Source organism: Pararhizobium sp. DWP3-4 (assembly GCF_049898205.1).
In the GTDB taxonomy this organism is placed as follows: Bacteria; Pseudomonadota; Alphaproteobacteria; order Rhizobiales; family Rhizobiaceae; genus Pararhizobium.
Genome location: NZ_JAFCXF010000004.1, coordinates 261,950 through 286,736, shown reverse-complemented (window position 1 = coordinate 286,736; position 24,787 = coordinate 261,950). Strand labels below are relative to the sequence as shown.

Genomic DNA, 24,787 nt, shown 5'->3' with positions numbered 1-24,787 from the left:
ATCATGAACACACATCAGACCAACTTCGTCCGCACCAGCATGCTCGAACAATCGACACCGCCGGTGCTGGAGAAAGGCTATATCGCCTGGATCCGTAAAAACCTCCTAGCCACGCCGTTGGACGCGGTGCTGACGATCATCGCCATCCTCGCACTTGCCGCATTTCTGCCGCCTGCGATCAAATGGCTGTTCATCGACGCTTCCTGGACAGGCGGCGGGCGTGGCGTTTGCGCAACGGCCGCTCAAGGCGGCTCGCAGCCGGAAGGCTGGAGTGGCGCCTGCTGGGCGTTTGTCGGCGCAAAATTCGACGTGTTCATGTTTGGACGTTATCCGATCGATGAACGCTGGCGGCCAATGCTGGTCGGCGCCCTGTTCATAGCACTTCTGGTCCCCATCCTGATCCCGAGGATTCCGCACAAGGGCCTCAACGCCATCCTGCTGTTCGGCGTTCTGCCCGTCCTGTCATTCTTTATCCTGATCGGTGGCGTTCTGGGCCTTCCCTATGTGGAAACTCCGCTCTGGGGCGGCCTGATGGTCACGCTGATCCTGTCCTTCGTCGGTATTGCGGTGTCTCTGCCGCTTGGCATCGTGCTGGCGCTCGGCCGGCGATCGACGATGCCGGTCATCCGCCTGCTCTGCACCGTCTTCATCGAGATCGTCCGCGGTATTCCGCTGATCACCGTGCTGTTCATGGCCAGCGTCATGCTGCCCTTGTTCCTGCCGCAGGGCATGACGGTCGACAAGTTCCTGAGGGCCGTGATCGGTGTCTCGCTGTTTGCCTCCGCCTATATGGCCGAAGTGGTGCGCGGCGGCCTGCAGGCCATTCCCAAGGGACAGGCGGAAGGTGCCGATTCTCTGGGCTTGAGCTACTGGCAGAAGATGCGGCTGATCATTCTGCCGCAAGCGCTGAAGCTGGTCATTCCCGGCATCGTCAACACATTCATCGGCCTGTTCAAGGACACGTCGCTGGTATCGATCATCGGCATGTTCGATCTGCTCGGCATCGTCCGGCAGAACTTCTCGGACGCCAACTGGGCATCGCCGGTGACGCCGCTGTCGGGTCTCGTGTTTGCCGGATTCACTTTCTGGCTTTTCTGCTTCGGCATGTCGCGCTATTCAGGGTTCATGGAACGAAAGCTCGACAAGGGCCACAAACGATAACGAGTGAGGGGAAATACAATGGCAGCTGAAGCCAAACCGCTAAAAATCGAAGTGTCGTCCACGGACGTCGCCGTCGAAATCGTCGGCATGAACAAGTGGTATGGAGACTTCCACGTTCTGCGCGATATCAATCTGAAGGTCATGCGCGGCGAGCGTATCGTTGTTGCCGGTCCGTCGGGTTCCGGCAAGTCGACGATGATCCGCTGCATCAACCGTCTGGAAGAGCACCAGAAGGGCAAGATCGCCGTTGACGGCATCGAACTGACCAACGACCTGAAGAAGATCGACGAGGTGCGCCGCGAAGTCGGCATGGTCTTCCAGCACTTCAATCTCTTCCCGCATCTGACCATCCTGGAAAACTGCACGCTCGCTCCGATCTGGGTTCGCAAGATGCCGAAGAAGCAGGCCGAGGAAGTGGCCATGCACTTCCTCAAGCGCGTCAAGATTCCAGAACAGGCCCACAAATATCCGGGACAGCTCTCCGGCGGTCAGCAGCAGCGCGTGGCAATCGCCCGTTCGCTGTGCATGAACCCGCGCGTCATGCTGTTCGATGAGCCGACATCGGCGCTCGACCCGGAAATGATCAAGGAAGTGCTCGACACCATGGTCGGCCTTGCCGAAGAAGGCATGACGATGATTTGCGTCACCCATGAAATGGGCTTTGCCCGCCAGGTCGCCAATCGCGTCATCTTCATGGACCAGGGCCAGATCGTCGAACAGAACGAGCCGGCTGCATTCTTCGACAACCCGCAGCACGAGCGTACCAAGCTGTTCCTCAGCCAGATCCTGCACTGAGGCAGAGTGGTCTCCACCTTTGAATCAGAAAGGCCCGCGGCATTGAACTGCGGGCCTTTCTGATTTCTAAGCCCGCTCGCGCGACGATTATTCGACAGTATATTTCAACGTTCCCAACGACCAACGCACGCCGCGATTTTCGGCATCGCCGGTCCAGGTTTTCTGGAGCCTAGCAATAATCCCGCTGATAGACTGGCGGGCATCGAGTTCGGCATTCAGGCCCTGCGCCGAGGGTGCAACGTCTTTCAAGTCCACCGCATCCCCAACGACGATGGCAACCAGCATGTTGTCACCGCTGCCATCAGCCTCGAAATCGAGGCCGTAATAGTCGTCCGGTATGGTCAATGTCGAACCGGCCGACAGCGGCGTGATTTTCTGCGCCATATCGTTCGGGAAAATCTGCGTCGCCATGCCTTCGCCGTTCACATCGAGAAGGACGAGATTGCCGTCATATTGGCTGGTGACCGATATCGTGAAAACCTGACCTTTCTTCAGCTTCGGGCCGGTATCCAGCGAAATCGTGACCTCGCTACTATCGGCCTTGCCGAGGACGTCTCCGATCGCCGTGACGGGATTGGCATCGACATAGGCCGGTGCCACGCCCGTTTCGATCTTCACCTTCTGATAAACCGGCTCTGGCTTGTTCACAGGTTGATCCGCCGACGTCTGCTCCGCCTTGTATGGCTCCGGCTTAGCTATGCTTGTGCCAAGCGCCTCCGGCACGCTTTCCAGCTGCGGATCGAGATTGTCGCAGCCTTCCAGCGTCGAACAATAGTCTTTCGATTTCCGGGTTACATATTCGAAAAGCTCGGCATTGCTGACGAGACCGTTGCCATTGGCGTCGGATTCCTTTGGTGTGTAGCCGGCTATGTAAGCCGAGGAAAAAACGCCGTGCCGCTCCTCGATCGGCAGGCGGACATCGTCCCACGCCACCTGGTAGGCTGCAGCGGCACTCCAGGCCGTCAGGCCGCCGGCTGTCAACTGCGCCGGTTTATCGACGACACCCAGATCGATACGCAATCCCCGGGTTGCCGGCTGCTTGGGCGTCTTGGCAAAGGGGCGCGGCAGATAGCGCGCACCATTCAAGCCTGACACCGCCTGCGGCGATAATGACCGCGAGATCGTGCCCGAATGACAGGCATCGATCACCAGCGTCACCGCCCTGCCCTTCAACTTCGTGAGCACCGCTTCAAGATCGTCATCGAGGATGACGTTCATCCAGTCGTCGTCGCCGGCCCTGATGTCATAGGTCGAAATGGCCTCGTCCATGCCGTCCTCCTCATCGCCACTGACATCCTTGACCTGCAGACCGTGCCCGGAGAAATAGAGATAGATCCGGTCGCCCGGCGCGGTTCCGGCCACCAGCCATTCGTCCATCGAGGATAGCATCGCCTCCCGGGTGGCCTTTTCCTCAGTCAGGACCCGGATTCCTTCAGGTTTGAATTGCAGCGTCCCCGTCAGAAGCGCCTGAATTGCCTTCACATCGTTCTTCGGGCCATGCAGAAACATGTCTTCCGGCAGGTTTTCGTAGGTGCCGATACCGATCACCAGCGCCCGGTCTTCCGCCCTTGCCGCGCCCAGTGATGCCAGGCAACAGAGCGTGGCGATGGCAGTGGTTCGCAAAGCGGTCATCACAGTTTTTCCCGGGTATAGAGCGGCTGGATCGCCACGCTCGTATCGGAGCCGTCGATGCGGGTGGACAGAAGCTGCAACACGGCCGCCGCATCGACGCTTTTGCTGGCCAAGGCCGCGCCAATCGCATCGATGGGTTCATTGGTGGCAATCGCGATCAGATGATCGGCGCCGAAGGGTTCGACGACCTGCAGATTGCTGAGTTTGAACTCGGCACTCGCCGTTCCCTCGGACTGGACGTCCAGTAGCTGCACCTGGCCGGTATTGGCAAGATTGAACACCACCATGTTCTTGTAGCCTGACGCTGGGGCATCGAAGGAAATCTTGTCGCCAGCGGCATAGATGTCCTTCTGCGGCGTCAAGGAGACGGTGCCGGGGTTCTGGCTTGCCATCACTTTCAGAAAATCGAGCAGAATGAACTTGTTGACAACCGCTTGGATCATGCCGGCGTCGATATGCTCGCCGGCAACATCACCATTCGGCGTGTAGAAGATGCCGCTGGCGGCATCCCAGCGATAAGGTACGCCCGTTCCACCGGTATTGTCCGGCACGGTTTCCGAGCCATCGACAGACAGCGCCAGCTTGCCATCCCAGCCGGTTTCGCGAACGGATTGATAGGTTTTCTGCGCGCCCGGCTTGGCGGCGACAGCCGCGCTCCGGGTCAGCGGCATGACCACCTCGTCCTCGGACCGCGGCAGTTGCGGGGTAAAATTCGGGACCTGCAACGCCTCGGACTGGTTCTTCACATTGGCAAAGACATAATCCTCCAGCTCCACCCGCGACAAGCGGCCGTCACCATTGCGATCCGCCGATCCCTCCACGGCACGGGCAAAACTCCAACTCAAGGCACCGCGCGGCTCGCCGTCAATGATGACCTCGGGCGACGGCTGGCTTTCCAGCGAAGCGGCAAGCACCGTCACGTTGCGGAACTGCGCTTCCTTCACTTCAGCCCCCGACACCGCCTCTTCCGACGGCGGCGGCAGCTTGACCGTGACGGCCTGGGCAAGACGTGTCTTGCCGGAAAAGGACCGGCTCATGCCGCCGGAATGGCAACTGTCGGAGACAAACAGAACCTGCACCCCCTTGGCCTCGGCTTCGGAAAACCAGGCGTTCAACTCGTTATCGACGATGATCTCGTGATCGGTTTCCACAGCCCGGCTGCGGTCGAAGCCCGGCAATTGCAGGAACTCGTCGAGCCCATCGGCCTCATCACCGGCAACGAGCTCCGGCATCTGGGCACCGTGTCCTGCATAGGTGAAAATGATCGTATCGCCCTTGCCGGCGCTACCGACAAAGCCGGTCCAGGCCGCGCGGATATCGTCCTTGCGGGCGGCCGCATCGAAGAACGCTGTTATCTGATCGACGCCCGCCCGCCGCAGGGCGCTTTCCACGTCCTTGGCATCCTTGACGGCGCCATCCAGACTGATTTCGTAGGGATAGGCATCGATGCCGACGACCAGAGCAAAGGTCTTGGCCGATGCGGCAGCGAGCGGCGCTGCGGAAATCAGAAGAGCAAGAGCCAGGCGGCGCAGCATCATTCAGTTCTCCACATCGACGTCGACGCGCCGGTTCATCTGGTTCAGCGTCTCCTCGTCATAGGCGCTGGCATCGTCCGCCCTGAACGGCTCGTCCTCACCCTTGCCAACCGTTTTCCATTGGCCTGCGTAGCCTTCGGCTACGAGATACTCGGCCAGAGCATCGGCGCGTTCGAGCGAAAGTATCCGATTGGCCTCAGCCGTGCCGACCGGATCCGTATGACCAGTCAGGGTAATCGTCTTTGGTTTGACCGATTTCAGGCACTCGGACAGGTCCCTGGCCGAATCCAACCCCTCCGGGGTGAACTCGGCGGTACCGAAGACGTAGCGTACCGGCGTCGATTTTTTCTTCAATGACACGCCGCGATAGCTGATCTTGCAGGCGCCGCGCACGGTGAGCTTCACCGGCTTGGGTGCGGCAAGCCGCATCTCGGTCGCCATATGATCGAGCCGCACGATATAGGCTTCGTCCGGTGCCATCCACTGAGGCGTCAGCACCGCGTTGGCGGCATCCTCCAGTGCCAGCTGGTAGTACCGCGCCGCTGCCTCATAATTCCGGCGGTCACGGTTGATATCACCGAGCGCGTCAAAAACCTGCCAGGGTGCCGAATTGCTGGTGCGGATCGTCTCGAGCTCCTGCTCGAAATCCGCCAGATTGGCACCCTGCCCGACGGCGCCGACGATCCGGTTGAAGGATGAAAGTGCCGCGACGCGATCGATCATCGCCTTGTCATCAGCCGTGCAGCCGGGCTTCGGCCTACCGGCAATCTGTTTTGCCAACGCCTCATTTCCGGCATTGGTGGCCTCAGCGACCTGCGCCAGTGCATCGCACGCAGCCGAAGCCGTTCCCGCAAGGAAAAATGCCAGCAGCGATGCCCCGGCCAAAACCTTCAACGCCATCACATTGCCTTCCCATGCCATTCCAAAATAATGCTTACACAGGCCCGCGACATCTGGCAGCCGGCCTCTTCGCTATTGTCTGATCTCGAATGTCACGACCTGCAGGCCGCTGGCTCCGTTATCGTCCTCCGCCTTCTTGGCCAGATTGATCGCCAATCCACGCGTCGGTGGCAGATGCGATTGCGCCACCAGTTGGCGCGCCCGCTCGACCGAGAGTTTCTGGTCTCCGAGCCCGCCTTCGCGGCAATAGGCGATCATCGTTTCGGCAGGTGCCGGCGTATCGAAAGTCAAATTACCGGTGCCGGGTTGCGGGATCTGCCGCTTTTCACCCGCCTGCAGTGTCGTGTTGCCGATCATTTCGTCCGGAATGACCTCGACATTGCCGGTCTCCTCGACATAGAGGATCTGCAGTTCGCAAGCCTTGTTGGAGCTCAGCTCGAACGACAATTGATCGCCGACCTTCGCCGTGGTCGTCGCGACATGCAGCGCCAGTTCAAGCTTGTTGTAGTCGGCGGCCTGTTCCTGGCGGTAGGCAGGGGTTGCGGCTGCGACTGTCGCAGGCTTGACGTAATCCTGCTGCGCCGTTTGACCGGCCACATCCGGGCTCTGGCTGGCCGCCACCACATGCACCGCAGTCGTATCGAGCGGCTTCAACTGCATCAAGGGATGCAGCAGCAGCGGAAACTGCTGCTCGACTTCGGCGCGCGGAATGGTTCCCCCGGCTTCCAGCGTCGTCACCCAGTCGATACCAAGCCGCAAGGTATCGACGTCTTCCACCCGCTTGATGGCGGAAGACAGCTGGGCCGGCGTCATGTCGAATTCCGCCGCCAGCGCGTCGAAATCGAGCTCGTCCTCATACTTGTCGCCAAAATAGGTGACGAGTTCGGCATTGCCCGGTGCTTGCATGCTCTGGGCGCTGCCATCCGGCGTCGGTTCGGTCACACCGAGCTTGACCAAAGCTTCGACAAACCGCTGCCGGTCCTTGTTATAGGCCGCGTCAAGCTCTTCCTGCGGTACATACATGTCGAGCAGGATGGCCTGCTGATCCTTGTTGAACAGCGTCGATGTCTGGATGTGTTCGCGCAGCTGGTCGCGCTTCGACAGGATGCCATTGGCATGGCAATCGAAGCACGAGCGGGCGTTGATGATCTCGACGCCCTTGCCGATCGGCCGCTTGCGGAACGACACGATCGTCGTCGGTCCGACATCCAGCTGCTTGCCCGCCGCTGTCGACAGGTAATAGCCCTGCAGCCCGTTCGGCAGCGAGAAGATCATTTCGCCGCCATCATGTTCAAACGCCGTCAGCCCGGCATCGAACGGCTCCAGTTCCTTTGGTCCCTGCGGAAACCGTTTCAACACCTGACGGCCGACATCGCCGCCGAAATCGTAGGATTTCCAATAATAACCGCCGAACGGCATCTCATGACGCTCCAGCATGCGGTTATGATCGGAAACACCGGACGAGCCGTCGGCAAACCCCGCACGCAGCACCTGGCGGCGGCGGATATTGTCGTCGACATTGATCTGGAACCGCTGTTCCAGTTCGCGGATATCGGTCGGCAGCTTCATCAGCTGGTTGTAGATCTTCGGCTTGGCCGCATTGGCCATGAACCAGTCGATACGCATGATCGGCAGGACGGTGTCGGTTTCCTTGGTCAGCGCCAGAAGCGACGCATCGTTGCCGGGATCGACACCGTAGAAATATTGCGAAATCAGGAAATTATAGTCGTCCGCCGACCATTGCAGATCGCGCAGATCGACCCGGACCATCAGTCCGTTGGTACCTTCCACTTCCTGTGGCAAGACCAGTTTCGGACCGTAGGAGAGCGAGTTCAAGAGCTTTTTGAAGCCGGCGGCCAAAACGTCCATGCGCTTCATGAAGGTCTTGTCCTCCTCGCAGCCCATCATGCCATTGTATTGGTTGCGGTAAGAGAAATAGCGCATGTATTGGCGGTCGAGATCGTTGACCTTGGAAATGTCCTTCAACCCGGCCTCGATGAAATCGCGATAGGACAGCATGGGACGCGTGCGTTCGGGTTTGCTGGCCGCAGTCTGCGGCAGGTCCGATTGCTTGAGCGAATTGATCCAGTCCTCGAGGCTCTTCACCTCTTCAGCAGTCGGGCGCTTGCCAAGCGGCATGCGGCCGCTGGTCACCGAGGTGAACAAGCGGGACTTGGCGGCATCGCCCGGAACCACGAAGGCGGCGTCGGCCGCAATCGTGCTGAGGTCACCGGCCGGATAGGACCCTTGCGAGCTTTCGCCCGGGCCATGACAGTTGCGGCAATATTTGCCGATGAAGGCATCTGCCTGCGTTGCCACAGCCGCATTGTCACCGGCAAGTGCGGATGCCGGCGTGCCTTCCTTGCAGACCGCCGTTGCCGACTGCGCCACCGGCTGCGGCGGCTTGACCTCCCGGTCGGACAGGAAAGCATAGATCGCCGTACGGTCCTTCTCGGTCAGGGCCGACAGTCCGCGGGCGATCTCACGCATCACCGGATCGGTCAGGGGTGCACCCGAGAGCTTCTTGCCTTCGTCGATCAGGCCGACGGTAAACACGTCTGGCGACGCAAGACCGGCCATCCGCGCCTTGGAAATATCCGGCGCAACCGCGCCTGTCAGGCCCTTCTCGCCGGTATAGGCGTTGTCCATATCGAGACCGTAGGTCGTCGTGCGCGGCGTGTGGCAATCGCCGCAGCCGCCGACGTTTTCGACAAGGTAGCGTCCGCGCTCCATCTGCGTTTCTTCGCGCGACTGATATTCCGGCACATTGAAATGACTGCGTTTCCACAGCGTAATCGTCGTCTGGCGACTGTAGGGAAAGGCGATCTCGTGTTCCTGCGACACGGCATCCGACGCGATCAGCGTGTCGATATAGGCCTTGATGTCGAGCACATCCTCCGGCTTCATGCCACCGTAGGACGTGTAGGGCATGACCGGATAGAGGTTGTTGCCCTCACGATCGATCCCCTGCATCACCGCATTGAGAAACTGGGCATTGGTCCAGCCGCCGATGCCATTGGCATGGGGCGAGATGTTCGGTGCATAGAATTTGCCGATCGCCGTATCCATCTCAAGTCCGCCGGACAGGACCTCGGTATTCCTGACCGATCCGTGGCAGGCGCCGCAGCCGGATGCGTTGAACAAATATTTGCCGTTGTCGGTATCCGCTTTGTAGGTCGCATAGGCATCGTCAGCAAAGGCATCGCGGGCCGATGCCGCGGCCGGACACTGGGTCAATACCAGAACGGTCGCTGCCACCGCCAGGACGGACCGCGGCAGGCTCAGGCTAGGGATGATTTTCCCAAACAATTGATCGAACATGCGCATGGCTTGTTCTCCTTGCTTTCTCAAACGACAAATAGGCAATGCGTTACCGGAACTCGAACTGCTCGAACTCGACCCGTTTGGGTTTCTTGCCGAGGTCCTTCAGTCCCTTTTCAATGGCTTTTCTCAACAATGGCGGACCACAGAACCATAGGTCTGCACCGGTGGGATCGACAGCGCTCGATGCCGCGAGCTTTGCCGCGTCGAGCCGTCCGTCGGTTTTGGAATCATGCAAAGTGAAACTGAAATTCGATAGCTTTTCCGCTTGCGTTTCGAACGTGTCGAGGCCGATGGCCTCGCTGCGATCGCGTACGCAATAGACAAGGTGAATATCCTGGCCTTCATCACCCTTCAGGCGCCCCGCCATCGCCAGAAACGGCGTGACACCAATGCCGCCAGCCAGCCATATCTGTTTCTTGCCGCCCCGGCGATGGTTGAAATGACCATAGCCGCCCTCGAGCTTCAGGCGGTCGCCGATAGCGATGCCATCGCGGAGCGCTTTGGTATAATCGCCCAGAGGCTTGATCGCGAAGCGGACGACGCCATCGTCATCCATGCCGGCAATCGTAAAGGGATGCGGTTCGCGCAGGCCCGGCTTGTTGACCCGGAAAAACCCGAACTGGCCAGGTTTGGCGCGCAACGGCCGCCGTACAGCCCGGGCCGAAATAATCGTCGCTCCTTCGTGGCGCGTCACGTCGAAGACCTCGTAGGTCCGGGTGCGCAACCAGGGGAAAAGCTGGGTGTAGATATAGCTCAGCGTCCCGATCATCGCGAAAATGTTGAGATAGGTCGCCAGCATCGCGGTGCCGTCATAGGGCCGCTTGATGAACGTCTGGTGGAAGGCGACCATGATGAACAGCAAGCCGATGAACCGGTGCGTCAGGCGCCAGAAATGGTAGGGTATCTCGATCTTGGTTTTCGGGATGATCTTGACGATGCTGAGCACCAGCAGCCCCACGAGAGCATAGAAGGCGTATTCCCCCGCCTGAGCCGCCAGCTTGTTCAGCCCACCGGTCAGCGACAGGCCCTTGAAATCCGGTGTGATGAAATAATGTACGAGGATCAGCACGAGGACCGTGATGCCGACCCTGCGATGCGTCTGGTAAATCCGGTCGAGCCCGCCGAAAAGGCGCTCGACGAACGGCGGGCGGGTTGCCATGAACAGTGCCAGCGCCATGCCGGTAAAAGCCATCGACGACGCCATCAGAGAAAACGTGGTGCCCGCATTGGTGTGACTGACCGCGGGGATGGCCAGAAGCCCCGCAAATCCCATCAGCGACCATACCAGAACAGCACCCGCGCTCACGCAATATCCCCCACCATTCCGCAGCAGCGGAGCCCCGAAGGCAAGACTGGCAAGGCCCTGAAGCTTCGTCAACTGCTATTGTAGAACATACGATTTTGCGCCGGGCTTTATTCGCCGCATCCGGGCTTCCGCGGTTGCGGAAATCTCGCCCGGAATGGACCGGCGAAACTCCGCCCCGCTATCTCGGTTCAGACTCCAGCTCGATTTCATGATATATCAGGCTGCTTGCCATCTGTTTCGAACTGTGCCAATCTCTGATATATCAGGACCTGGAAAATATGGCGGGATCTTCATCGCGGGCACATCTGGCTTATCTGGTGCTGGAAAGCCTCATTGTTACGCTCAAGCTAAAGCCGGGATCGCTGGTCACGGAAAAGCAGTTGATCGATCTCACCGGTCACGGGCGCACGCCGGTGCGCGAGGCGATCCAAAAGCTGGAATGGCAAGGCCTGATCACGGTACGCGCGCGCGTTGGCCTGCAGATTACGCTGATCAAGCCGGACGATCATGCGAATGTCATGCAGGTGCGGCGTAAGCTGGAGCCGCTCGCTGCCGCGCTTGTGGCCAAGCACGCCAATGCCGAGGCGCGGGCATCGATGATCGAATGCGCGCAGACGATGACGGCCTGCTCGATCAATGCGGATATGGAAGGGTTTCTGGCTGCCGATAAGGCCGTCGACGAAATCATGGAGTCCGCCTGCCCCAACATCTTCCTCACATCAACGCTGGCCCCGCTGCAAACCCATGCCCGCCGGCTCTGGTTCAGCGCCGCCTCGACGCAGCGCATGGACCGGGCCGTCGATCTGCATGTCAAGGTCATCCGCGCCATTCATCAGACCGATCCGAAGGCTGCGGCGATCGCCATGGAAAATCTGATGGACTATCTGGGCGAAGTATAAACGCCCTGCCCTGCAGACTTTATTGCCAACAAAAAAGGCGGCTCGCACGCCGCCCTTTTCACACGTTTATCGAAACGTCGGCTCTAGCCAACGAAGGCGCGTTCGATGACAAACTCGCCCGGCTTGTTGTTGGCACCTTCGTGCAACCCGGCCGCTTCGAGAATTTCCTTGGTTTCCTTCAGCATCTCGGTCGAGCCGCAGATCATGCCGCGATCGACGGCCGGATCGAACGCCGGCAGGCCGAGGTCGGAAAACATCTTGCCGTCGCGCATCAGGTTGGTGATGCGGCCCTTGAACGGATAATCCTCGCGGGTGACCGTCGCATAGTGGCGCAGCTTGTCGCCGACCAGTTCGGAAAGGAACTCGTGGTTGCGGATTTCCTCGATCAGGTCAAAACCGTATTTCAGCTCGGCCACATCGCGGGTCGTGTGGGTGAGGATGACCTCCTCGAACTTCTCGAAGGTTTCCGGATCGCGGATCAGGCTGGCAAACGGTGCGATGCCGGTCCCGGTCGAAAACATATAGAGGCGCTTGCCGGGCGTCAGTGCGTCAAGCACCAGCGTGCCGGTCGGCTTCTTGCGCATCAGCACCTGATCACCGGGCTTGATGCTCTGCAGATGCGAGGTCAGCGGGCCATCCGGCACCTTGATCGAGAAGAATTCAAGCTCTTCGTCCCAGGCCGGGCTTGCGATCGAATAGGCGCGATAAATCGGCTTGCCATCGACCATCAGGCCGATCATGGCAAATTCACCCGAGCGGAACCGGAATTCGGTCGGACGCGTCATTCGGAAGCTGAACAGCCGGTCCGTGTAATGCGTGACCTTCGTTACCGTTTCAGCGAACACGCCCGCAGGCACGGTTGCGGCAAATTCTTCGATCTTGGCAGGAGCATTCATTTCGGCGACAGGTCCTGTAATGATGAGTAATCTTTTCAGGTATCAGCAGATAGTCCAACAGGCGCTGGTTTGGAAGCAATTCCGTTCCAATTATAGCGCCTTTTGCAGATTGATGCGTGCTTCAGTATGTCGCGGCTTCAGGAAACCCGGCGCCAGCTGTAGGATTTCGCATCCGCCGACGGTTTTGCCGTCGGCTGATAGTGATTATCGATTCCCGGCAGCCGGCCTTCGGACAGACGCTTCAGAGCCGTTTCATTGCTGACGGCGAAACTATCGACACCACAGCGCAGCATCAGCGGCACCTGGTCGATCAGCACATCGCCCACAGCGCGGATTTCCTTGCCGTAGTGAAGACGAACGCGCAGCAGCGACGCATGGCTGAACGCCCGGCCGTCGTTGAACGCCGGGAAAGCCACCGCAATCAGCGACACCTGCTCCAGAAACGGCTGCAATCGCGTCACGTCGTCGGCGGGGTTGATCAAAACGCCGAGCCCGCTGTCACCGGACGATGCTTTTTCAATGAAGGCATCGATCCCGAGAATGGCTTTCTCGTTCGAGCCGGCCTTGGTTTCATCGGTTTCGACGACCCATGGATCGTCGGTCACGAAGCCGGTTTCTTTCCAGATCTGTGTCATATGCTTGTCCTTGAACCTCAGGCCGCTTCCTGGGCATTGCCGCCGTAGAGCGCATCCTTGAAAGGCTGTGGCCCAACCCGGCGATAGGCGTCGAGGAAGATTTCCGACGCATCCTTGCGCAGACCGAGATAGGTGTTGACGATCGTCTCGATCGCGTCCGTGACCTTTTCGGGCTCGAACCCGCGGCCGATGATCTCGCCGATCGAGGTGTTCTCGTCGCCGGAACCGCCCAGCGTGATCTGGTAGAGCTCGGCGCCCTTCTTTTCCACACCCAACAGGCCGATATGGCCGACATGATGGTGACCGCAGGCATTGATGCAGCCGGAAATCTTGATCTTCAGTTCGCCGATCTCAGCCTGCCGCTCCGGATTGCCGAAGCGCGTCGAGATTTCCTGCGAAAGCGGGATCGAGCGCGCATTGGCCAGCGCGCAGTAATCCAAGCCGGGACAGGCAATGATATCGGTGATCAGACCGGCATTGGCAGTGGCAAGCCCGATCGAAACCAGACCGCGATAAAGCGCTTCCAGATCGGCCAGCGCCACATGCGGCAGGATGATGTTCTGCTCATGGCTGATGCGGATCTCGTCGAAGGCGTATTCCTGTGCCAGATCGGCAATCGCATCCATCTGGCTATCGCTGGCATCGCCCGGAATGCCGCCAATCGGCTTCAGCGATACCGTCACCATGCCATAGTCCGGATGCTTGTGCGGCTGGACGTTTTGCTGCACCCAGCGGGCAAATTCCGGATCGGTCTTCTTCCACCCGGCCAGATTGACCCAGCCTTCAGGACGATCGTTCAGCGGCGGCAGCGTGAAATAGCCGGTGATCGCCTGGATATCGGCGTCGGGCAGTTTCAGCTCGGTGTTTTTCAGCTGCAGGAATTCCTGCTCGACCTGCCCGGTGAGATTTTCCACACCGGTTTCGTGCACGAGGATCTTGATGCGCGCCTTGTACTTGTTGTCGCGGCGGCCGTGCAGGTTATACACGCGCATGACCGCGGTCGTGTAGGACAACAGATCCTCTTCCGGCAGGAAGTCGCGGATCTTCTTGGCGATCATCGGCGTGCGCCCCTGCCCGCCGCCGACATAGACGGCAAAGCCGATCTCGCCCTTGTCGTTCTTCTTCAGATGAAGCCCGATGTCATGGACCTGAATGGCCGCACGGTCACGCTCGGCGCCGGTGACGGCGATCTTGAACTTGCGCGGCAGGAAAGAAAATTCCGGGTGAACGGACGACCACTGACGCAGGATTTCGGCATAAGGACGCGGATCGGCGACTTCGTCGGCAGCGGCACCGGCAAAATGGTCGGCGGTGACGTTGCGAATACAGTTGCCCGATGTCTGGATGGCATGCATCTCGACCGAGGCGAGCTCCGCCAGGATATCCGGCGTGTCCGAGAGTTTCGGCCAGTTGTACTGGATGTTCTGGCGCGTGGTGAAATGACCATAACCGCGATCGTACTTGCGGGCGATATGGGCAAGCATGCGCATCTGGTTGCTGTTCAGCGTGCCATAGGGAATGGCGACGCGCAGCATGTAGGCGTGAAGCTGGAGATAGACGCCATTCATCAGCCGCAGCGGCTTGAAGGCATCTTCGGCAAGCTCGCCAGACAGGCGGCGTGTCACCTGATCGCGAAACTGGGCCACACGGTCGGCAACAAAGGCATGGTCGAATTCGTCGTAACGGTACATCGGTCTTCTTTTCCTTAAGCCGCGTGCACGGGGCCGGTCAGGCCCTTGTATCCAGGCGCATAATCGATCGTCGGGCCCTCGGCGCGAACGCGCTCGCGCAGACGCAAGGGCCGCAGCACGCCGTCCACTTCTTCAATATCAATGACATTCACGTCAACCACCTTGTTGTCGGCAAAGGCGGCCTTGCCGGTCGCTTCGAGAGCGGTGACGGCTTCGGCATGGCGGGCGACAAACGCATCCTGCAGCGATTCCACCCAATGACCCGAGGCATCGAGCCAGACGGAAATGCCGTCGGACAGGCGGTTTGCGGTCAATACCTTGTCGGCCATGTCAGTTCCTCACTTCATCAGTCTGTTTGTGCGGCACGCCTATGCGAGCGGCAGCGCCGGTCGTCTTGCTCTTGACCAGCGGCTTCCCTTTCACAAGTGGTTGGGAACGCTCGAAATTCGCGCCGGCGACCGCATCTCCGATGATCACCATCACCGGGCCATCCAGCTCGTCGCGATATTGCAGGTCCGGCAGATCCTTGAGCGTCCCATGCAACAGCTTGCGCTCGGCGCGGCTGGCATTTTCCACCACCGCAACCGTGGTCTCAGCCGGCAAGCCGGCCTCCATGAGGCGGGCGGCAACGGACGCGGCAACGGTGCGGCCCATATAGACGGCAATGGTGGCGCCGGAAATGGCAAGACGCGCCCAATCCGGCAAAACATCTCCGGTCAGGTCGTGACCGGTGGTGAAGATCAGCGAGGATGCGACCCCGCGCAGCGTCAGCGGCAATTCGAAATCGGCCGCAGCGGCAAAAGCGGAGGTTATGCCGGGCACGATCTCATAAGTGATACCAGCCTCGCGCAGAGCAGCCATTTCCTCACCGGCGCGGCCATAGACCAGCGGATCGCCCGATTTCAGCCGCACGACGCGCTTGCCGTCCTGGCCGAGCCGTATCAGTAACTGGTTGATCTCGTCCTGCGATTTCGAATGGCAGCCCTTGCGCTTGCCGACCGACAGGCGTTCGGCGTCACGGCGGCCCATATCGACGATCGCCTGCGGCACCAGCGCATCATAGACGATGACATCGGCTTCCATCATCACGCGCTGGGCGCGCAAGGTCAAAAGGTCCTCGGCACCCGGACCGGCGCCGACCAGCCAGACATGACCGGGAACACGGTCGACCGACTGCAGCAGCCGCGATGCCTCGCGGCGGGCTTCGGCCACGTTTCCGAGCGATACCTGATCTGCGACCGGGCCTGAAAAGAACCGGCGCCAGAACACGCGGCGGGAAACACCGCGCGGCAAAACACGGTCGGCGGTATCGCGATAAGCCTGCGCCAGCGATGCAAGCGCACCAAGAGACGGGGAAAGCAGCTGATCGATCTGCGCACGGATCATCTGGGCGAGCACGGGGCCTGCGCCCTCCGTGCCGATGGCGACGGCGACAGGCGCGCGATTGACCAGTGCGGGCGTCAGGAAATCGCAGAATTCAGGTTGATCGACCGCATTGGCAGGGATTTTCTGGGCGCGGGCTGCCGCAACAATCAGGCGATCCTGCGCGGCGTCGCCGGTGGCGGCAAACACCAGCGTTGCGCCATCGACCTGACCTGCCTCGAAGGGCTTCTTCACCAGTTCGACCGCGTTGGTTGACAGGAAAACGGCAAAGCCGGCTTCCGGCTCATCCGCATAGGCAACAATTCTGGCCTGCGTGTTCAAAAGCAGCCGGACCTTGGCGAAAGCCTCGTCGCCATTGCCAAAAACCGCCACACATTTCTGCGCAACGCGGAAGAAGGCCGGAAAGACGGTCAGTTGCTCGGTCATAACGTGGGAATCTGATCCTGTTACAGGTTCTGTGGAATATCTCTTTTATACAGTGAAAATTGAAGAAACAGAAATTCCGATGCCTTTGCGGGCGGATATTCTTTTGCTCGACTTCAGCATAAATTGAGCAAATATCACCGGCCAGGGGCCTGTTGCAACAGTCTACCGGAGCGGCGACGCGGCATTGCCTATTCCAGCCGATATCCGTTAAATGCCACCATTGCCAAAGTCTGGAGCCCTCTGCTGATGAAGAATTCTGCCCTTGCAGACCGCCTGCTGACCGTCATCGAAACGGATATCCTTCCCCTGACGGAGAAAGGCGTGGCTGACGGCAACAAGATTTTCGGGGCGGCGATCCTGCGCAAATCGGATCTGTCGCTGGTGATCGCCGAAACCAACAACGAGACGGAAAATCCGCTCTGGCATGGCGAAGTGCATACGCTGAAGCGCTTTTACGAGCGCGCGGAAAAACCCGACACCAAAGAGCTGATCTTCCTCTCGACCCATGAGCCCTGTTCGATGTGCCTGTCGGCGATCACCTGGGCCGGCTTCGACAATTTCTATTATCTGTTCAGCCACGAGGATTCGCGCGACGCCTTCTCCATCCCGCATGACCTGAAAATCCTCAAAGAGGTCTTCCGGCTCGACCCCGGCGGTTATGCCAAGACCAACGCCTTCTGGCGGTCGTCCTCGATTGCCGATCTGGTAGCGACATCGGATGAAGCCGGAAAAGCAGCCCTTCGGGCACAGGACCAGCGCATCCGCGCAAGATATCAGTCGCTGTCGGACAGCTACCAGTCCGGCAAAGACGACAACGCCATTCCGCTGAACTGAGCCCCATGCAGCCCTCCAAGGACATCACCCGCCTGCTCGACATTATGGAAGCCCTGCGCCAGCCGGAGACCGGCTGCCCCTGGGACATCGTCCAGACCTTCGAGACCATCAAGCCCTATACGTTGGAAGAAGCCTATGAGGTTGCCGACGCCATCGAGCGCGCCGACATGGACGATCTCTGCGACGAGCTCGGCGATCTGCTGCTGCAGGTGGTTTTTCATGCCCGCATGGCTGAAGAAGCCGGCAATTTCGCCTTTGGCGATGTGGTCGAGGCGATCACCCGAAAAATGATCCGCCGTCATCCGCACGTGTTTGCCCGGTCCGATGTAAACACGCCCCAGGCCGTTAAACTGCAATGGGACGAAATCAAGCAGGCGGAAAAAGCCGAACGCCTTGAACGGCGGGCAAAGCGTGGCCTGCCGGATGATGTCAACAAAGGACATCTCGGCTCCGTTCAGCGCAGTTTTCCGGCTCTGGTCGAGGCGCTGAAACTGCAGGAACGGGCAGCCAAGGTCGGCTTCGACTGGTCTTCGCCCGAACCGATCCTTGACAAGATCGAGGAAGAGATAGCCGAACTGCGGGAGGCCCTTGCATCGAACGACAAGGCAAAGGTAGCGGACGAACTCGGCGACCTGATCTTCGCCGTCGTCAATATCGGCCGCCATGTCGGGGCTGACCCGGAGATGGCGTTGCGTGGCACCAACACCAAATTCCGGCGCCGTTTCGCGCATATCGAGACGGAACTGGAGACGGCTGGAGAAACGCTGGAGGAAGCCACGCTGGAGCGGATGGAAGATCTCTGGCAGGCCGCCAAGGCAATCGAGCGGCAGCTGAGTTAACTGTCCGTGCGCAAGTCAGCTCTGAGGCTCTGAAATCGGGGAGGCCTACCCCCCCTCTGTCACTGCGTGACATCTCCCCCTCAAGGGGGGAGATCATTCTTTCCTCACCAGCCTGAATGTCAGGCAGGCGCAATAGATGCGGCCAATCTCCCCCGCTTGTGGGGGAGATGTCGGCGTCGCCGACAGAGGGGGGTAGCCTCCTCGATCCCGTTAATAAACTACCAGTCCTGCGCCGCCGCCTTCGGGCCATTTCCGAGACGACGATCCAGCTCTTCAGATTCGCTTGGCGTCATGCGCAGATCAAGGCTGACGGAACCGTCTTCCAGGTCTTCCCGGCCATCGACCATCGTATGTTCGTAAACCCACGACAGCAGCTGCAGCTTGTTGGCTGGCAGCACGACATTGCATTCCATCAGGACGCCGGACAGGCGCTTGTTGATCTCCTCGAGAAGATGATCGACGCCTTCGCCGGTGACAGCGGAAACAGCAACCGTGTTTTCGCTGTTTTCGGCCTTCTGGACGAGGCTTTCATGGGCTTCGGAATCCAGCAGGTCGATCTTGTTCCAGATCTCGATGATGCGCTCGGAGCGCGCCTTCTCGTCGATGCCGAGGTCTTCAAGAATACGCACGACATCCTGCGCCTGTACCTGATTGTCCGGATCAGCGAGATCACGGACATGCAGGATCAGGTCGGCTTCCAGCACCTCTTCCAGCGTCGCGCGGAAGGCGGCAACCAGATGGGTCGGCAGGTCGGAGATAAACCCGACGGTATCCGACAGCATGACCATGCGGCCATGCGGCAGCTTCATCCGGCGCAACGTCGGATCGAGCGTTGCAAACAGCATGTCTTCGGCGAGAACGCCGGCGCCGGTGATGCGGTTGAACAATGTCGATTTGCCGGCATTGGTATAGCCGACGAGGGCCACGATCGGATGCGGCACCTTCTTGCGCTTGGCGCGGTGAAGCTGACGGGTGCGACGCACCTGCTCCAGCTCCTTCTCGAGCTTGACGATCTTTTCCTGCAACAGGCGGCGGTCGGCTTCGATCTGGGTTTCGCCCGGACCACCCATGAAGCCGGCACCACCGCGCTGGCGTTCCAAGTGGGTCCAGCTGCGAACCAGACGGCCCTTCTGGTAGTTCAGATGCGCAAGCTCGACCTGCAGCGTACCTTCCTTGGTGGAAGCGCGGCGGCCGAAAATTTCGAGAATGAGACCGGTCCGGTCGATGACCTTGCAGTTCCATTCCTTTTCCAGGTTGCGTTGCTGAACCGGGGTCAGCGGATGATCGATGATGACGAGCCCGGCATTGTGCTCGCTGAGCAGATGGCCGATCTCCTCGATCTTGCCGCTGCCGAGCAGCGTGCCCGGTTTCGGCTGGGCGACAGGCACGATCATGCCGTGCACGACTTCGAGATCGATGGCGAGCGCGAGCCCGATCGTCTCTTCCAGCCGGCTTTCGTCGCTGCGCGTCGAAGTCGCGGCAATGATGTCTGCATTCTGTCTGCCGGTCTTTTTCAGGACCGGGACGATGACGACAGCGCGCATATCATCACGCAGCTTTTCAAGCTCCGGGATGATCGACGCCGATTTTGTATCACGTTTGGTAATGTGTCTTGTATCCCGTCAGGATGCAGATTCTTCGCTCTCGAACATCTGCATCGGCTGGCCCGGCATGATTGTCGAGATTGCGTGCTTGTATACGAGCTGCGAATGCCCGTCACGCCGCAAAAGCACACAGAAGTTGTCAAAAGACGTGACAACGCCCGTCAGTTTCACACCATTGATAAGAAAAATTGTCAGAGATATCTTCTGCTTGCGGACCGTGTTGAGAAAAAGATCCTGCAAGTTCTGAGAACGTTCCGCCATAGCGCCGCTTCTTTCTTATTGTCCGGTCCGATTTAACCGGTTGATTATACGATCTGAATAGCCCGAACGCTGAAAAAACTGGTCTTTAAAGCGTCCCCCCGGATTTGGTATCAAATCGCGGTCTTTTCCGCAATGTCGAAAAAGGCTTCACGAATTTTCTGTGACACGCTGCCCGGATGGCCATTGGCGATGGTTTTACCGTTAACGGCAACGACCGGAAAACAGATACTTGTGGCTGCCGTGATGAAAACTTCGCGCGCCTCCAGCATGTCTTCGACGGAAAAGGCTTGTTCGACAATTTCCAGCCCAATCGCAGCGGTGACATCCTTCAGTGTCGTCCGGGTAATGCCGCGCAGGATGCCGTGCTCCGCATGACGGGTCCGCAACCGGCCGTCCCTGTCGACGATCCAGACATTGGTCGCCGCCCCTTCCTTCACCGTGCCGTCGGCATCGACAAAGATCGCCTCCTGGGCGCCCTGCTCCTTGGCGGCCTGGCGTGCCAGCACATTCGGCAGCAATCCGACGGACTTGATATCGACGCGGTCCCAGCGGTTTTCCGCAACGGTGATCGCACTGATGCCGGCGGCGTTCTTCCTGGCGATCACCGACGCATCGGTTCTTTTCGCGGTGACCACGATCGTTGACGGTGTATCGGCCGCAGGAAAGACATGGTCGCGCCGTGCCGCACCGCGCGTCACCTGCAGATAGAACATGCCGTTCCTGACCCGGTTACGGCGCACGACCTCGCGAATGACGAGGATGAGCGCCGCCCGCGTCATCGGCCAGGCCATCCGCAGCTCGCTCAGCGACCGGTCCAGCCGGTCGAGATGGCGGGTCAGATCGACGATGAAGCCGTGGCGGATCTCGCAGACTTCATAGACGCCGTCGGCGAGCTGGAAGCCGCGATCCTCGATATGAACGGCGGCTTCGGAGTGGCGCTGGTAGGCACCGTTGACATAGGCAATGCGCGACATGGACGACCTGGGTTATAAGGATAATGCTATTGTTAGACGCCGAGCGATTTCAGTTTGCGATGCAGCGCCGAGCGCTCCATGCCGACAAACTCGGCGGTACGGGAAATATTGCCGCCGAAACGGTTGATCTGGGCAATCAGGTAATCCCGCTCGAACATTTCACGCGCCTCCCGCAACGGCAGCGTCATGATGTGATGGTCGCCCTGCGTCGAAATCTTCGGCAGGCTATCACCGACCTCGCTCGGCAGCATGTCGGCCGATATCGCCGTATCGGGACCATCGCTGCGGGCGAGAATCATCAAGCGCTCGATATTGTTGCGCAACTGCCGGATATTGCCCGGCCAGCCGTGAGATTGAAGTACCGCCAAGGCATCATCGCCGATCTTGCGGGTGCGAATACCCGCCTGCTCGCTGATCTGGCGCATGAACATATCGACCAAAAACGGAATATCTTCTCGCCGTTCCGCCAGCGGCGGCACACGAACAGGAATGACGGCTAGGCGGTGATAGAGGTCCTCGCGAAAAGCGCCTTCGGCGATCTGGCTTTCGAGATTGTACGCTGTCGATGAAATGATGCGGACATCGACCTTGACGCGCTTGGAGCCCCCGACGCGCTCGAATTGCTGATCGACGAGGACGCGCAGGATCTTGTTCTGCGTCTCACGCGGCATTTCACCGACTTCGTCGAGATAGAGGATACCGCCATGGGCCTCTTCAAGCGCGCCGGTCTTGCGCGGCTGACCCGGGGTTCCCTCGGTGCCAAACAGCGCCATTTCCATGCGATCGGGGGTGATCGCCGCAGCATTCAGCGCCACGAACGGTCCGCCTGCCCGCGAGGACTTGCGGTGGATCATCCGGGCAACCAGTTCCTTGCCGGAGCCGGACGGGCCATGGATCATGATGCGGCTGTTGGTCGGCGCAACCTTTTCAATCGTCTGGCGCAGCTGCGACACGGCCACCGACGTTCCGATCAGTTCGACGGGATCGCCGGAGCGTTTCTTCAGCTCGGAAACTTCCCTCTTCAGCTTGGAGTTTTCCAACGCCCGCTCGGCAATGAGAATCAGCCGGTCCGCCTTGAACGGCTTTTCGATGAAGTCATAGGCGCCGCGCCGGATCGCCGAAACCGCGGTCTCGATATTGCCGTGCCCGGAAATCATCACCACCGGCAGGTCCGGATAGCGGCTCTTGATCTCGTCGAGCAACGCCAGGCCATCGAGACGGCTGCCCTGCATCCAGATATCCAGGAAAACGAGGCGCGGCACGCGATCGCTGATGGCGGCAAGCGCGCTGTCGCTGTCGAACGCTGTGCGGGTTTCGTGCCCCTCGTCGGACAGGATGCCGGAGACGATTTCACGAATGTCTTCTTCGTCGTCCACAACCAGAATGTCAGCGGCCATAGGAAGTATCCTTGTCTTGTCTGTCTTCGTTGCCGCTGCTCTGTCCAGCCCGCGGCAAAATGATGCGAATCATCGCGCCCTGGCCACGATCGAAATCGGCCGGCGCGTCATGCAGTTCCAACTGCCCACCGTGGTCCTCGATGATCTTCTTGACGATGGCGAGACCAAGGCCGGTGCCTTTTTCACGCATGGTCATATAGGGCTCGAGAATGCGATGGCGATTTTCGGTCGGCAGTCCCCGGCCATTGTCGATGATATCGATGACGAACTGGCCGGTCGTCTCATTCAAACGCGACCGCACCATTACCTTGCGATCGCCGCGAACAGCGTCCGCAGGCAGGGCCTCGATCGCCTCGACCGCGTTCTTGATGATGTTGCCGAAGGCCTGACCGAGCATGCGGCTGTCGAACGTCCCGTCGAGCGGTTCCTCGCCGAGGTCGCGAATGAAGGTCACATGGGTATTGCCCATCTCCCGCAGGAAGATCGCGTCCTTCAGGATATTACGGAGATCAGCCTTCTCCTTGGTCGGCTTCGGCATCCGCGCGAAACCGGAGAATTCATCGACCATACGGCCGATATCCTCGACCTGGCGAACGATCGTATCCGTACACTGATCAAATACCGCGCGGTCGTCCTGATTGATCTGCTTGCCATAGCGGCGCTTCAGCCGCTCGGCCGACAGTTGGATCGGCGTCAACGGGTTCTTGATTTCATGGGCGATGCGACGCGCCACATCGGCCCAGGCGGTCGAGCGCTGGGCGATGACGAGGTCGGTAATGTCATCGACGGTAATGACGTAGGAATCCTTGGCATCATGCGATTCCTCGCGCGTCACCTGAACATTCAGCGTCCGCTCGGTGCCGCCGCGCATGATGTTGATCTGCTTTCGGTAGTCGTTGCGATGGCGGCTGGCGGCCTCATTGAGGACCTGCTCGATCTCGGGCGCTACATCGGCAAGCCTTTCACCCACCAGTTCCAATGTCGTACGCGACAGGAAGTGCTCCGACGACGGATTGGCGATGGTGATGCGCCGGTCGTCCTCGACGCCGATCACCGCTGCCGTCACACCTGAGAGCACGGCCTCGATAAACCGTCGCCGATCGTCCATCTCATCCTTTGCCTCGAGGATCTGGTCGCGTTGCGTGCGGATTTCGGCGATCATCTTGTTGAACGTGCGCGACAGGCTGCCGACATCGCCGTCCACCGCATGCACCGGCACGATGACGTTCAGATTGCCGCTTGCGACGCTGTCGGCTGCGCCGATCAGAAGCCGGATCGGCCTGACGATCCGGTCAGCGACCGCGATAGCCGTCCAGATAGCAGCCAGAAGCACGATCAGCGCAAAACCGAGATAAAGCACCCCGAATGCCACCTGCAGCGATGTGCGGCCTGCCTCCAGGTTTTTGTATTCGGCGGTATTTTCCTCCATCAGCCGCATCGAGCGCATGACCTTCGGATCGACGCTGCGGACGGTGTAGAGATAGGCACCCTCGATATTGTCGATCGGGATAATCGCACCGACGAGATTGGTTACCCCTGGAGGAATAAGGGTCGGCTGCCCGGATACCGTGCTCAGCAGCGCATCCTTCGGAATGGCCGGCAGCGGCCGCTCCGTCGGGATATTGGCCTGGAGGATCGGCGAACCATCGCCACGCACGAGAAAGGCGCCGAGCATGCCGCGGCCGCGGGCCTGCCGCGTCATCAGTTCAATGAAGCCGGTGCGGTCGAGGCTGTAGAGCTGGCGGTTGCGCTCCAGGTCATTGGCCATGGAGACGGTCTGCCCCTGCAGATAGCTGGCATTTTCGAGCATATAGGCCTGCGCCACATCGAGCGAGGAACTGACGATCGACTGTGTGCGCAACGAAAACCATCGATCAAGACCGACGTCGAGCGTGATGCTGGCAAAAATTGCCACCAGAATGGCAGGCGTGATCGCGACGATCGAAAACAGCGCGACGATGCGCACATGCAGGCGGGCAGCCGCCCTGCCGCGGTTACGAGCCTTCAGCAGGCGCAGGATTTCCCGGCCGATCAGAAATAGCAATCCGATCACGAACAGCGCGTTGATCGCCGCCGAGCCGATGATGATATTGGTCTCCGGCTTGATAGGCGTCAGCCCGAGAAGAATCAGCAGCGATACGATCGCGCAAAACAAAGCCCCAGTCGCCAGCACAAGGCCCGGCAACGCGAAAGATGCGCGCCGGTCATGGCCGGCCACGGCAACGTCTTCTTTCACCAGTGGCACAATCAGCCCTTCGGCCATCAAAAAAGCATCCCCGTCCCGCCTCGCCTTCT

At 59.7% G+C, this 24,787-nt stretch carries 20 protein-coding genes; 5 read left to right on the top strand and 15 right to left on the bottom strand.

The genetic code is table 11. The annotated features are described in order from the left end of the window. The first annotated feature begins 3 nt into the window (after positions 1 to 3). Together ACP7E6_RS13175 and ACP7E6_RS13170 are read left to right on the top strand one after the other, a co-directional pair. Entirely contained in the window at positions 4 to 1,161 is a 1,158-nt protein-coding gene (locus ACP7E6_RS13175) for an amino acid ABC transporter permease (protein WP_426230179.1), read from the top strand. Between the two features lie 18 nt (positions 1,162 to 1,179). After that, positions 1,180 to 1,956 carry an amino acid ABC transporter ATP-binding protein gene (locus tag ACP7E6_RS13170; protein ID WP_113243548.1) on the top strand — a complete coding sequence of 259 codons (777 nt, stop codon included), beginning with the start codon at positions 1,180 to 1,182 and terminating at the stop codon, positions 1,954 to 1,956. Between the two features lie 87 nt (positions 1,957 to 2,043). Here the strand turns inward: ACP7E6_RS13170 and ACP7E6_RS13165 are convergent, their stop codons facing one another. The 5 genes from ACP7E6_RS13165 to ACP7E6_RS13145 all read right to left on the bottom strand — a co-directional run bounded on the left by ACP7E6_RS13165 (position 2,044) and on the right by ACP7E6_RS13145 (position 10,653). After that, positions 2,044 to 3,588 carry a caspase family protein gene (locus ACP7E6_RS13165; RefSeq protein ID WP_426230178.1) on the bottom strand — a complete coding sequence of 515 codons (1,545 nt, stop codon included), beginning with the start codon at positions 3,586 to 3,588 and terminating at the stop codon, positions 2,044 to 2,046. Further along, positions 3,588 to 5,126 carry a caspase family protein gene (locus ACP7E6_RS13160; protein ID WP_426230177.1) on the bottom strand — a complete coding sequence of 513 codons (1,539 nt, stop codon included), beginning with the start codon at positions 5,124 to 5,126 and terminating at the stop codon, positions 3,588 to 3,590. The genes ACP7E6_RS13165 and ACP7E6_RS13160 overlap by 1 nt, the downstream gene beginning before the upstream one ends. Next, a complete protein-coding gene (locus tag ACP7E6_RS13155) occupies positions 5,127 to 6,023 on the bottom strand; it encodes an OmpA family protein (protein WP_426230176.1) in 897 nt (298 codons plus the stop codon). 72 nt (positions 6,024 to 6,095) lie between these two features. After that, positions 6,096 to 9,350: a c-type cytochrome gene (locus ACP7E6_RS13150; RefSeq protein ID WP_426230175.1), complete on the bottom strand. Its 3,255-nt coding sequence runs from the start codon at positions 9,348 to 9,350 to the stop codon at positions 6,096 to 6,098. Positions 9,351 to 9,393: 43 nt separating this feature from the next. Beyond that, positions 9,394 to 10,653, bottom strand: coding sequence for a ferredoxin reductase family protein (locus tag ACP7E6_RS13145; protein WP_426230174.1), 1,260 nt, complete (start codon positions 10,651 to 10,653; stop codon positions 9,394 to 9,396). A gap of 278 nt (positions 10,654 to 10,931) precedes the next feature. On the opposite strand from ACP7E6_RS13145, the gene ACP7E6_RS13140 reads away from it, so the two are divergent. Beyond that, entirely contained in the window at positions 10,932 to 11,552 is a 621-nt protein-coding gene (locus ACP7E6_RS13140) for a GntR family transcriptional regulator (RefSeq protein ID WP_426230173.1), read from the top strand. 83 nt (positions 11,553 to 11,635) lie between these two features. Here ACP7E6_RS13140 and ACP7E6_RS13135 read toward each other — a convergent pair whose 3' ends face one another. The 5 genes from ACP7E6_RS13135 to cysG form a co-directional block, all read right to left on the bottom strand. Further along, on the bottom strand, positions 11,636 to 12,448 hold the full coding sequence (locus tag ACP7E6_RS13135) for a ferredoxin--NADP reductase (RefSeq protein WP_426230172.1): 813 nt from the start codon (positions 12,446 to 12,448) through the stop codon (positions 11,636 to 11,638). Positions 12,449 to 12,585: 137 nt separating this feature from the next. Beyond that, positions 12,586 to 13,083, bottom strand: coding sequence for a DUF934 domain-containing protein (locus ACP7E6_RS13130; RefSeq protein ID WP_426230171.1), 498 nt, complete (start codon positions 13,081 to 13,083; stop codon positions 12,586 to 12,588). A gap of 17 nt (positions 13,084 to 13,100) precedes the next feature. Further along, positions 13,101 to 14,774 (bottom strand): nitrite/sulfite reductase, encoded by a 1,674-nt coding sequence (locus tag ACP7E6_RS13125; protein ID WP_426230170.1) that lies wholly within the window; start codon positions 14,772 to 14,774, stop codon positions 13,101 to 13,103. Between the two features lie 14 nt (positions 14,775 to 14,788). Continuing rightward, positions 14,789 to 15,103: a DUF2849 domain-containing protein gene (locus ACP7E6_RS13120; RefSeq protein WP_426230169.1), complete on the bottom strand. Its 315-nt coding sequence runs from the start codon at positions 15,101 to 15,103 to the stop codon at positions 14,789 to 14,791. Between the two features lies 1 nt (position 15,104). Next, positions 15,105 to 16,583 (bottom strand): siroheme synthase CysG, encoded by a 1,479-nt coding sequence (cysG, locus tag ACP7E6_RS13115; protein WP_426230168.1) that lies wholly within the window; start codon positions 16,581 to 16,583, stop codon positions 15,105 to 15,107. A 246-nt stretch (positions 16,584 to 16,829) separates the two neighbouring features. Here cysG and ACP7E6_RS13110 point away from each other — a divergent pair, with 246 nt between their 5' ends. Continuing rightward, positions 16,830 to 17,417: a deaminase gene (locus tag ACP7E6_RS13110; protein ID WP_426230167.1), complete on the top strand. Its 588-nt coding sequence runs from the start codon at positions 16,830 to 16,832 to the stop codon at positions 17,415 to 17,417. A 5-nt stretch (positions 17,418 to 17,422) separates the two neighbouring features. After that, positions 17,423 to 18,256 carry a nucleoside triphosphate pyrophosphohydrolase gene (gene mazG / locus ACP7E6_RS13105; RefSeq protein ID WP_426230166.1) on the top strand — a complete coding sequence of 278 codons (834 nt, stop codon included), beginning with the start codon at positions 17,423 to 17,425 and terminating at the stop codon, positions 18,254 to 18,256. A gap of 218 nt (positions 18,257 to 18,474) precedes the next feature. Here mazG and hflX read toward each other — a convergent pair whose 3' ends face one another. The 5 genes from hflX to ACP7E6_RS13080 form a co-directional block, all read right to left on the bottom strand. Next, the gene (gene hflX / locus ACP7E6_RS13100; RefSeq protein WP_426230165.1) at positions 18,475 to 19,800 is read right to left on the bottom strand and encodes a GTPase HflX; all 1,326 of its coding nucleotides are present in this window, start codon (positions 19,798 to 19,800) and stop codon (positions 18,475 to 18,477) included. A 78-nt stretch (positions 19,801 to 19,878) separates the two neighbouring features. After that, positions 19,879 to 20,121 (bottom strand): RNA chaperone Hfq, encoded by a 243-nt coding sequence (hfq, locus tag ACP7E6_RS13095; protein WP_018325164.1) that lies wholly within the window; start codon positions 20,119 to 20,121, stop codon positions 19,879 to 19,881. 110 nt (positions 20,122 to 20,231) lie between these two features. Beyond that, positions 20,232 to 21,095 (bottom strand): D-amino-acid transaminase, encoded by an 864-nt coding sequence (locus tag ACP7E6_RS13090; protein ID WP_426230164.1) that lies wholly within the window; start codon positions 21,093 to 21,095, stop codon positions 20,232 to 20,234. A gap of 32 nt (positions 21,096 to 21,127) precedes the next feature. Next, complete coding sequence (locus ACP7E6_RS13085; protein WP_426230163.1) at positions 21,128 to 22,492, bottom strand: sigma-54-dependent transcriptional regulator; 1,365 nt, start codon at positions 22,490 to 22,492, stop codon at positions 21,128 to 21,130. Then, positions 22,482 to 24,755 carry an ATP-binding protein gene (locus ACP7E6_RS13080; protein WP_426230162.1) on the bottom strand — a complete coding sequence of 758 codons (2,274 nt, stop codon included), beginning with the start codon at positions 24,753 to 24,755 and terminating at the stop codon, positions 22,482 to 22,484. The genes ACP7E6_RS13085 and ACP7E6_RS13080 overlap by 11 nt, the downstream gene beginning before the upstream one ends. Positions 24,756 to 24,787: the final 32 nt, after the last annotated feature.

What these genes read in the sequence shown, in the direction of transcription:
- ACP7E6_RS13150 (WP_426230175.1), bottom strand. Translation starts at nt 9,350, where the DNA reads ATGCGCATGTTCGATCAATTGTTTGGGAAAATCATCCCTAGCCTGAGC.
- ACP7E6_RS13090 (WP_426230164.1), bottom strand. Translation starts at nt 21,095, where the DNA reads ATGTCGCGCATTGCCTATGTCAACGGTGCCTACCAGCGCCACTCCGAA.
- ACP7E6_RS13160 (WP_426230177.1), bottom strand. Translation starts at nt 5,126, where the DNA reads ATGATGCTGCGCCGCCTGGCTCTTGCTCTTCTGATTTCCGCAGCGCCG.
- ACP7E6_RS13125 (WP_426230170.1), bottom strand. Translation starts at nt 14,774, where the DNA reads ATGTACCGTTACGACGAATTCGACCATGCCTTTGTTGCCGACCGTGTG.
- mazG (WP_426230166.1), top strand. Translation starts at nt 17,423, where the DNA reads ATGCAGCCCTCCAAGGACATCACCCGCCTGCTCGACATTATGGAAGCC.
- cysG (WP_426230168.1), bottom strand. Translation starts at nt 16,583, where the DNA reads ATGACCGAGCAACTGACCGTCTTTCCGGCCTTCTTCCGCGTTGCGCAG.
- ACP7E6_RS13175 (WP_426230179.1), top strand. Translation starts at nt 4, where the DNA reads ATGAACACACATCAGACCAACTTCGTCCGCACCAGCATGCTCGAACAA.
- ACP7E6_RS13085 (WP_426230163.1), bottom strand. Translation starts at nt 22,492, where the DNA reads ATGGCCGCTGACATTCTGGTTGTGGACGACGAAGAAGACATTCGTGAA.
- ACP7E6_RS13110 (WP_426230167.1), top strand. Translation starts at nt 16,830, where the DNA reads ATGAAGAATTCTGCCCTTGCAGACCGCCTGCTGACCGTCATCGAAACG.
- ACP7E6_RS13170 (WP_113243548.1), top strand. Translation starts at nt 1,180, where the DNA reads ATGGCAGCTGAAGCCAAACCGCTAAAAATCGAAGTGTCGTCCACGGAC.
- ACP7E6_RS13120 (WP_426230169.1), bottom strand. Translation starts at nt 15,103, where the DNA reads ATGGCCGACAAGGTATTGACCGCAAACCGCCTGTCCGACGGCATTTCC.
- ACP7E6_RS13080 (WP_426230162.1), bottom strand. Translation starts at nt 24,755, where the DNA reads ATGGCCGAAGGGCTGATTGTGCCACTGGTGAAAGAAGACGTTGCCGTG.
- ACP7E6_RS13135 (WP_426230172.1), bottom strand. Translation starts at nt 12,448, where the DNA reads ATGAATGCTCCTGCCAAGATCGAAGAATTTGCCGCAACCGTGCCTGCG.
- ACP7E6_RS13165 (WP_426230178.1), bottom strand. Translation starts at nt 3,588, where the DNA reads ATGACCGCTTTGCGAACCACTGCCATCGCCACGCTCTGTTGCCTGGCA.
- ACP7E6_RS13130 (WP_426230171.1), bottom strand. Translation starts at nt 13,083, where the DNA reads ATGACACAGATCTGGAAAGAAACCGGCTTCGTGACCGACGATCCATGG.
- ACP7E6_RS13140 (WP_426230173.1), top strand. Translation starts at nt 10,932, where the DNA reads ATGGCGGGATCTTCATCGCGGGCACATCTGGCTTATCTGGTGCTGGAA.
- hfq (WP_018325164.1), bottom strand. Translation starts at nt 20,121, where the DNA reads ATGGCGGAACGTTCTCAGAACTTGCAGGATCTTTTTCTCAACACGGTC.
- ACP7E6_RS13155 (WP_426230176.1), bottom strand. Translation starts at nt 6,023, where the DNA reads ATGGCGTTGAAGGTTTTGGCCGGGGCATCGCTGCTGGCATTTTTCCTT.
- hflX (WP_426230165.1), bottom strand. Translation starts at nt 19,800, where the DNA reads ATGCGCGCTGTCGTCATCGTCCCGGTCCTGAAAAAGACCGGCAGACAG.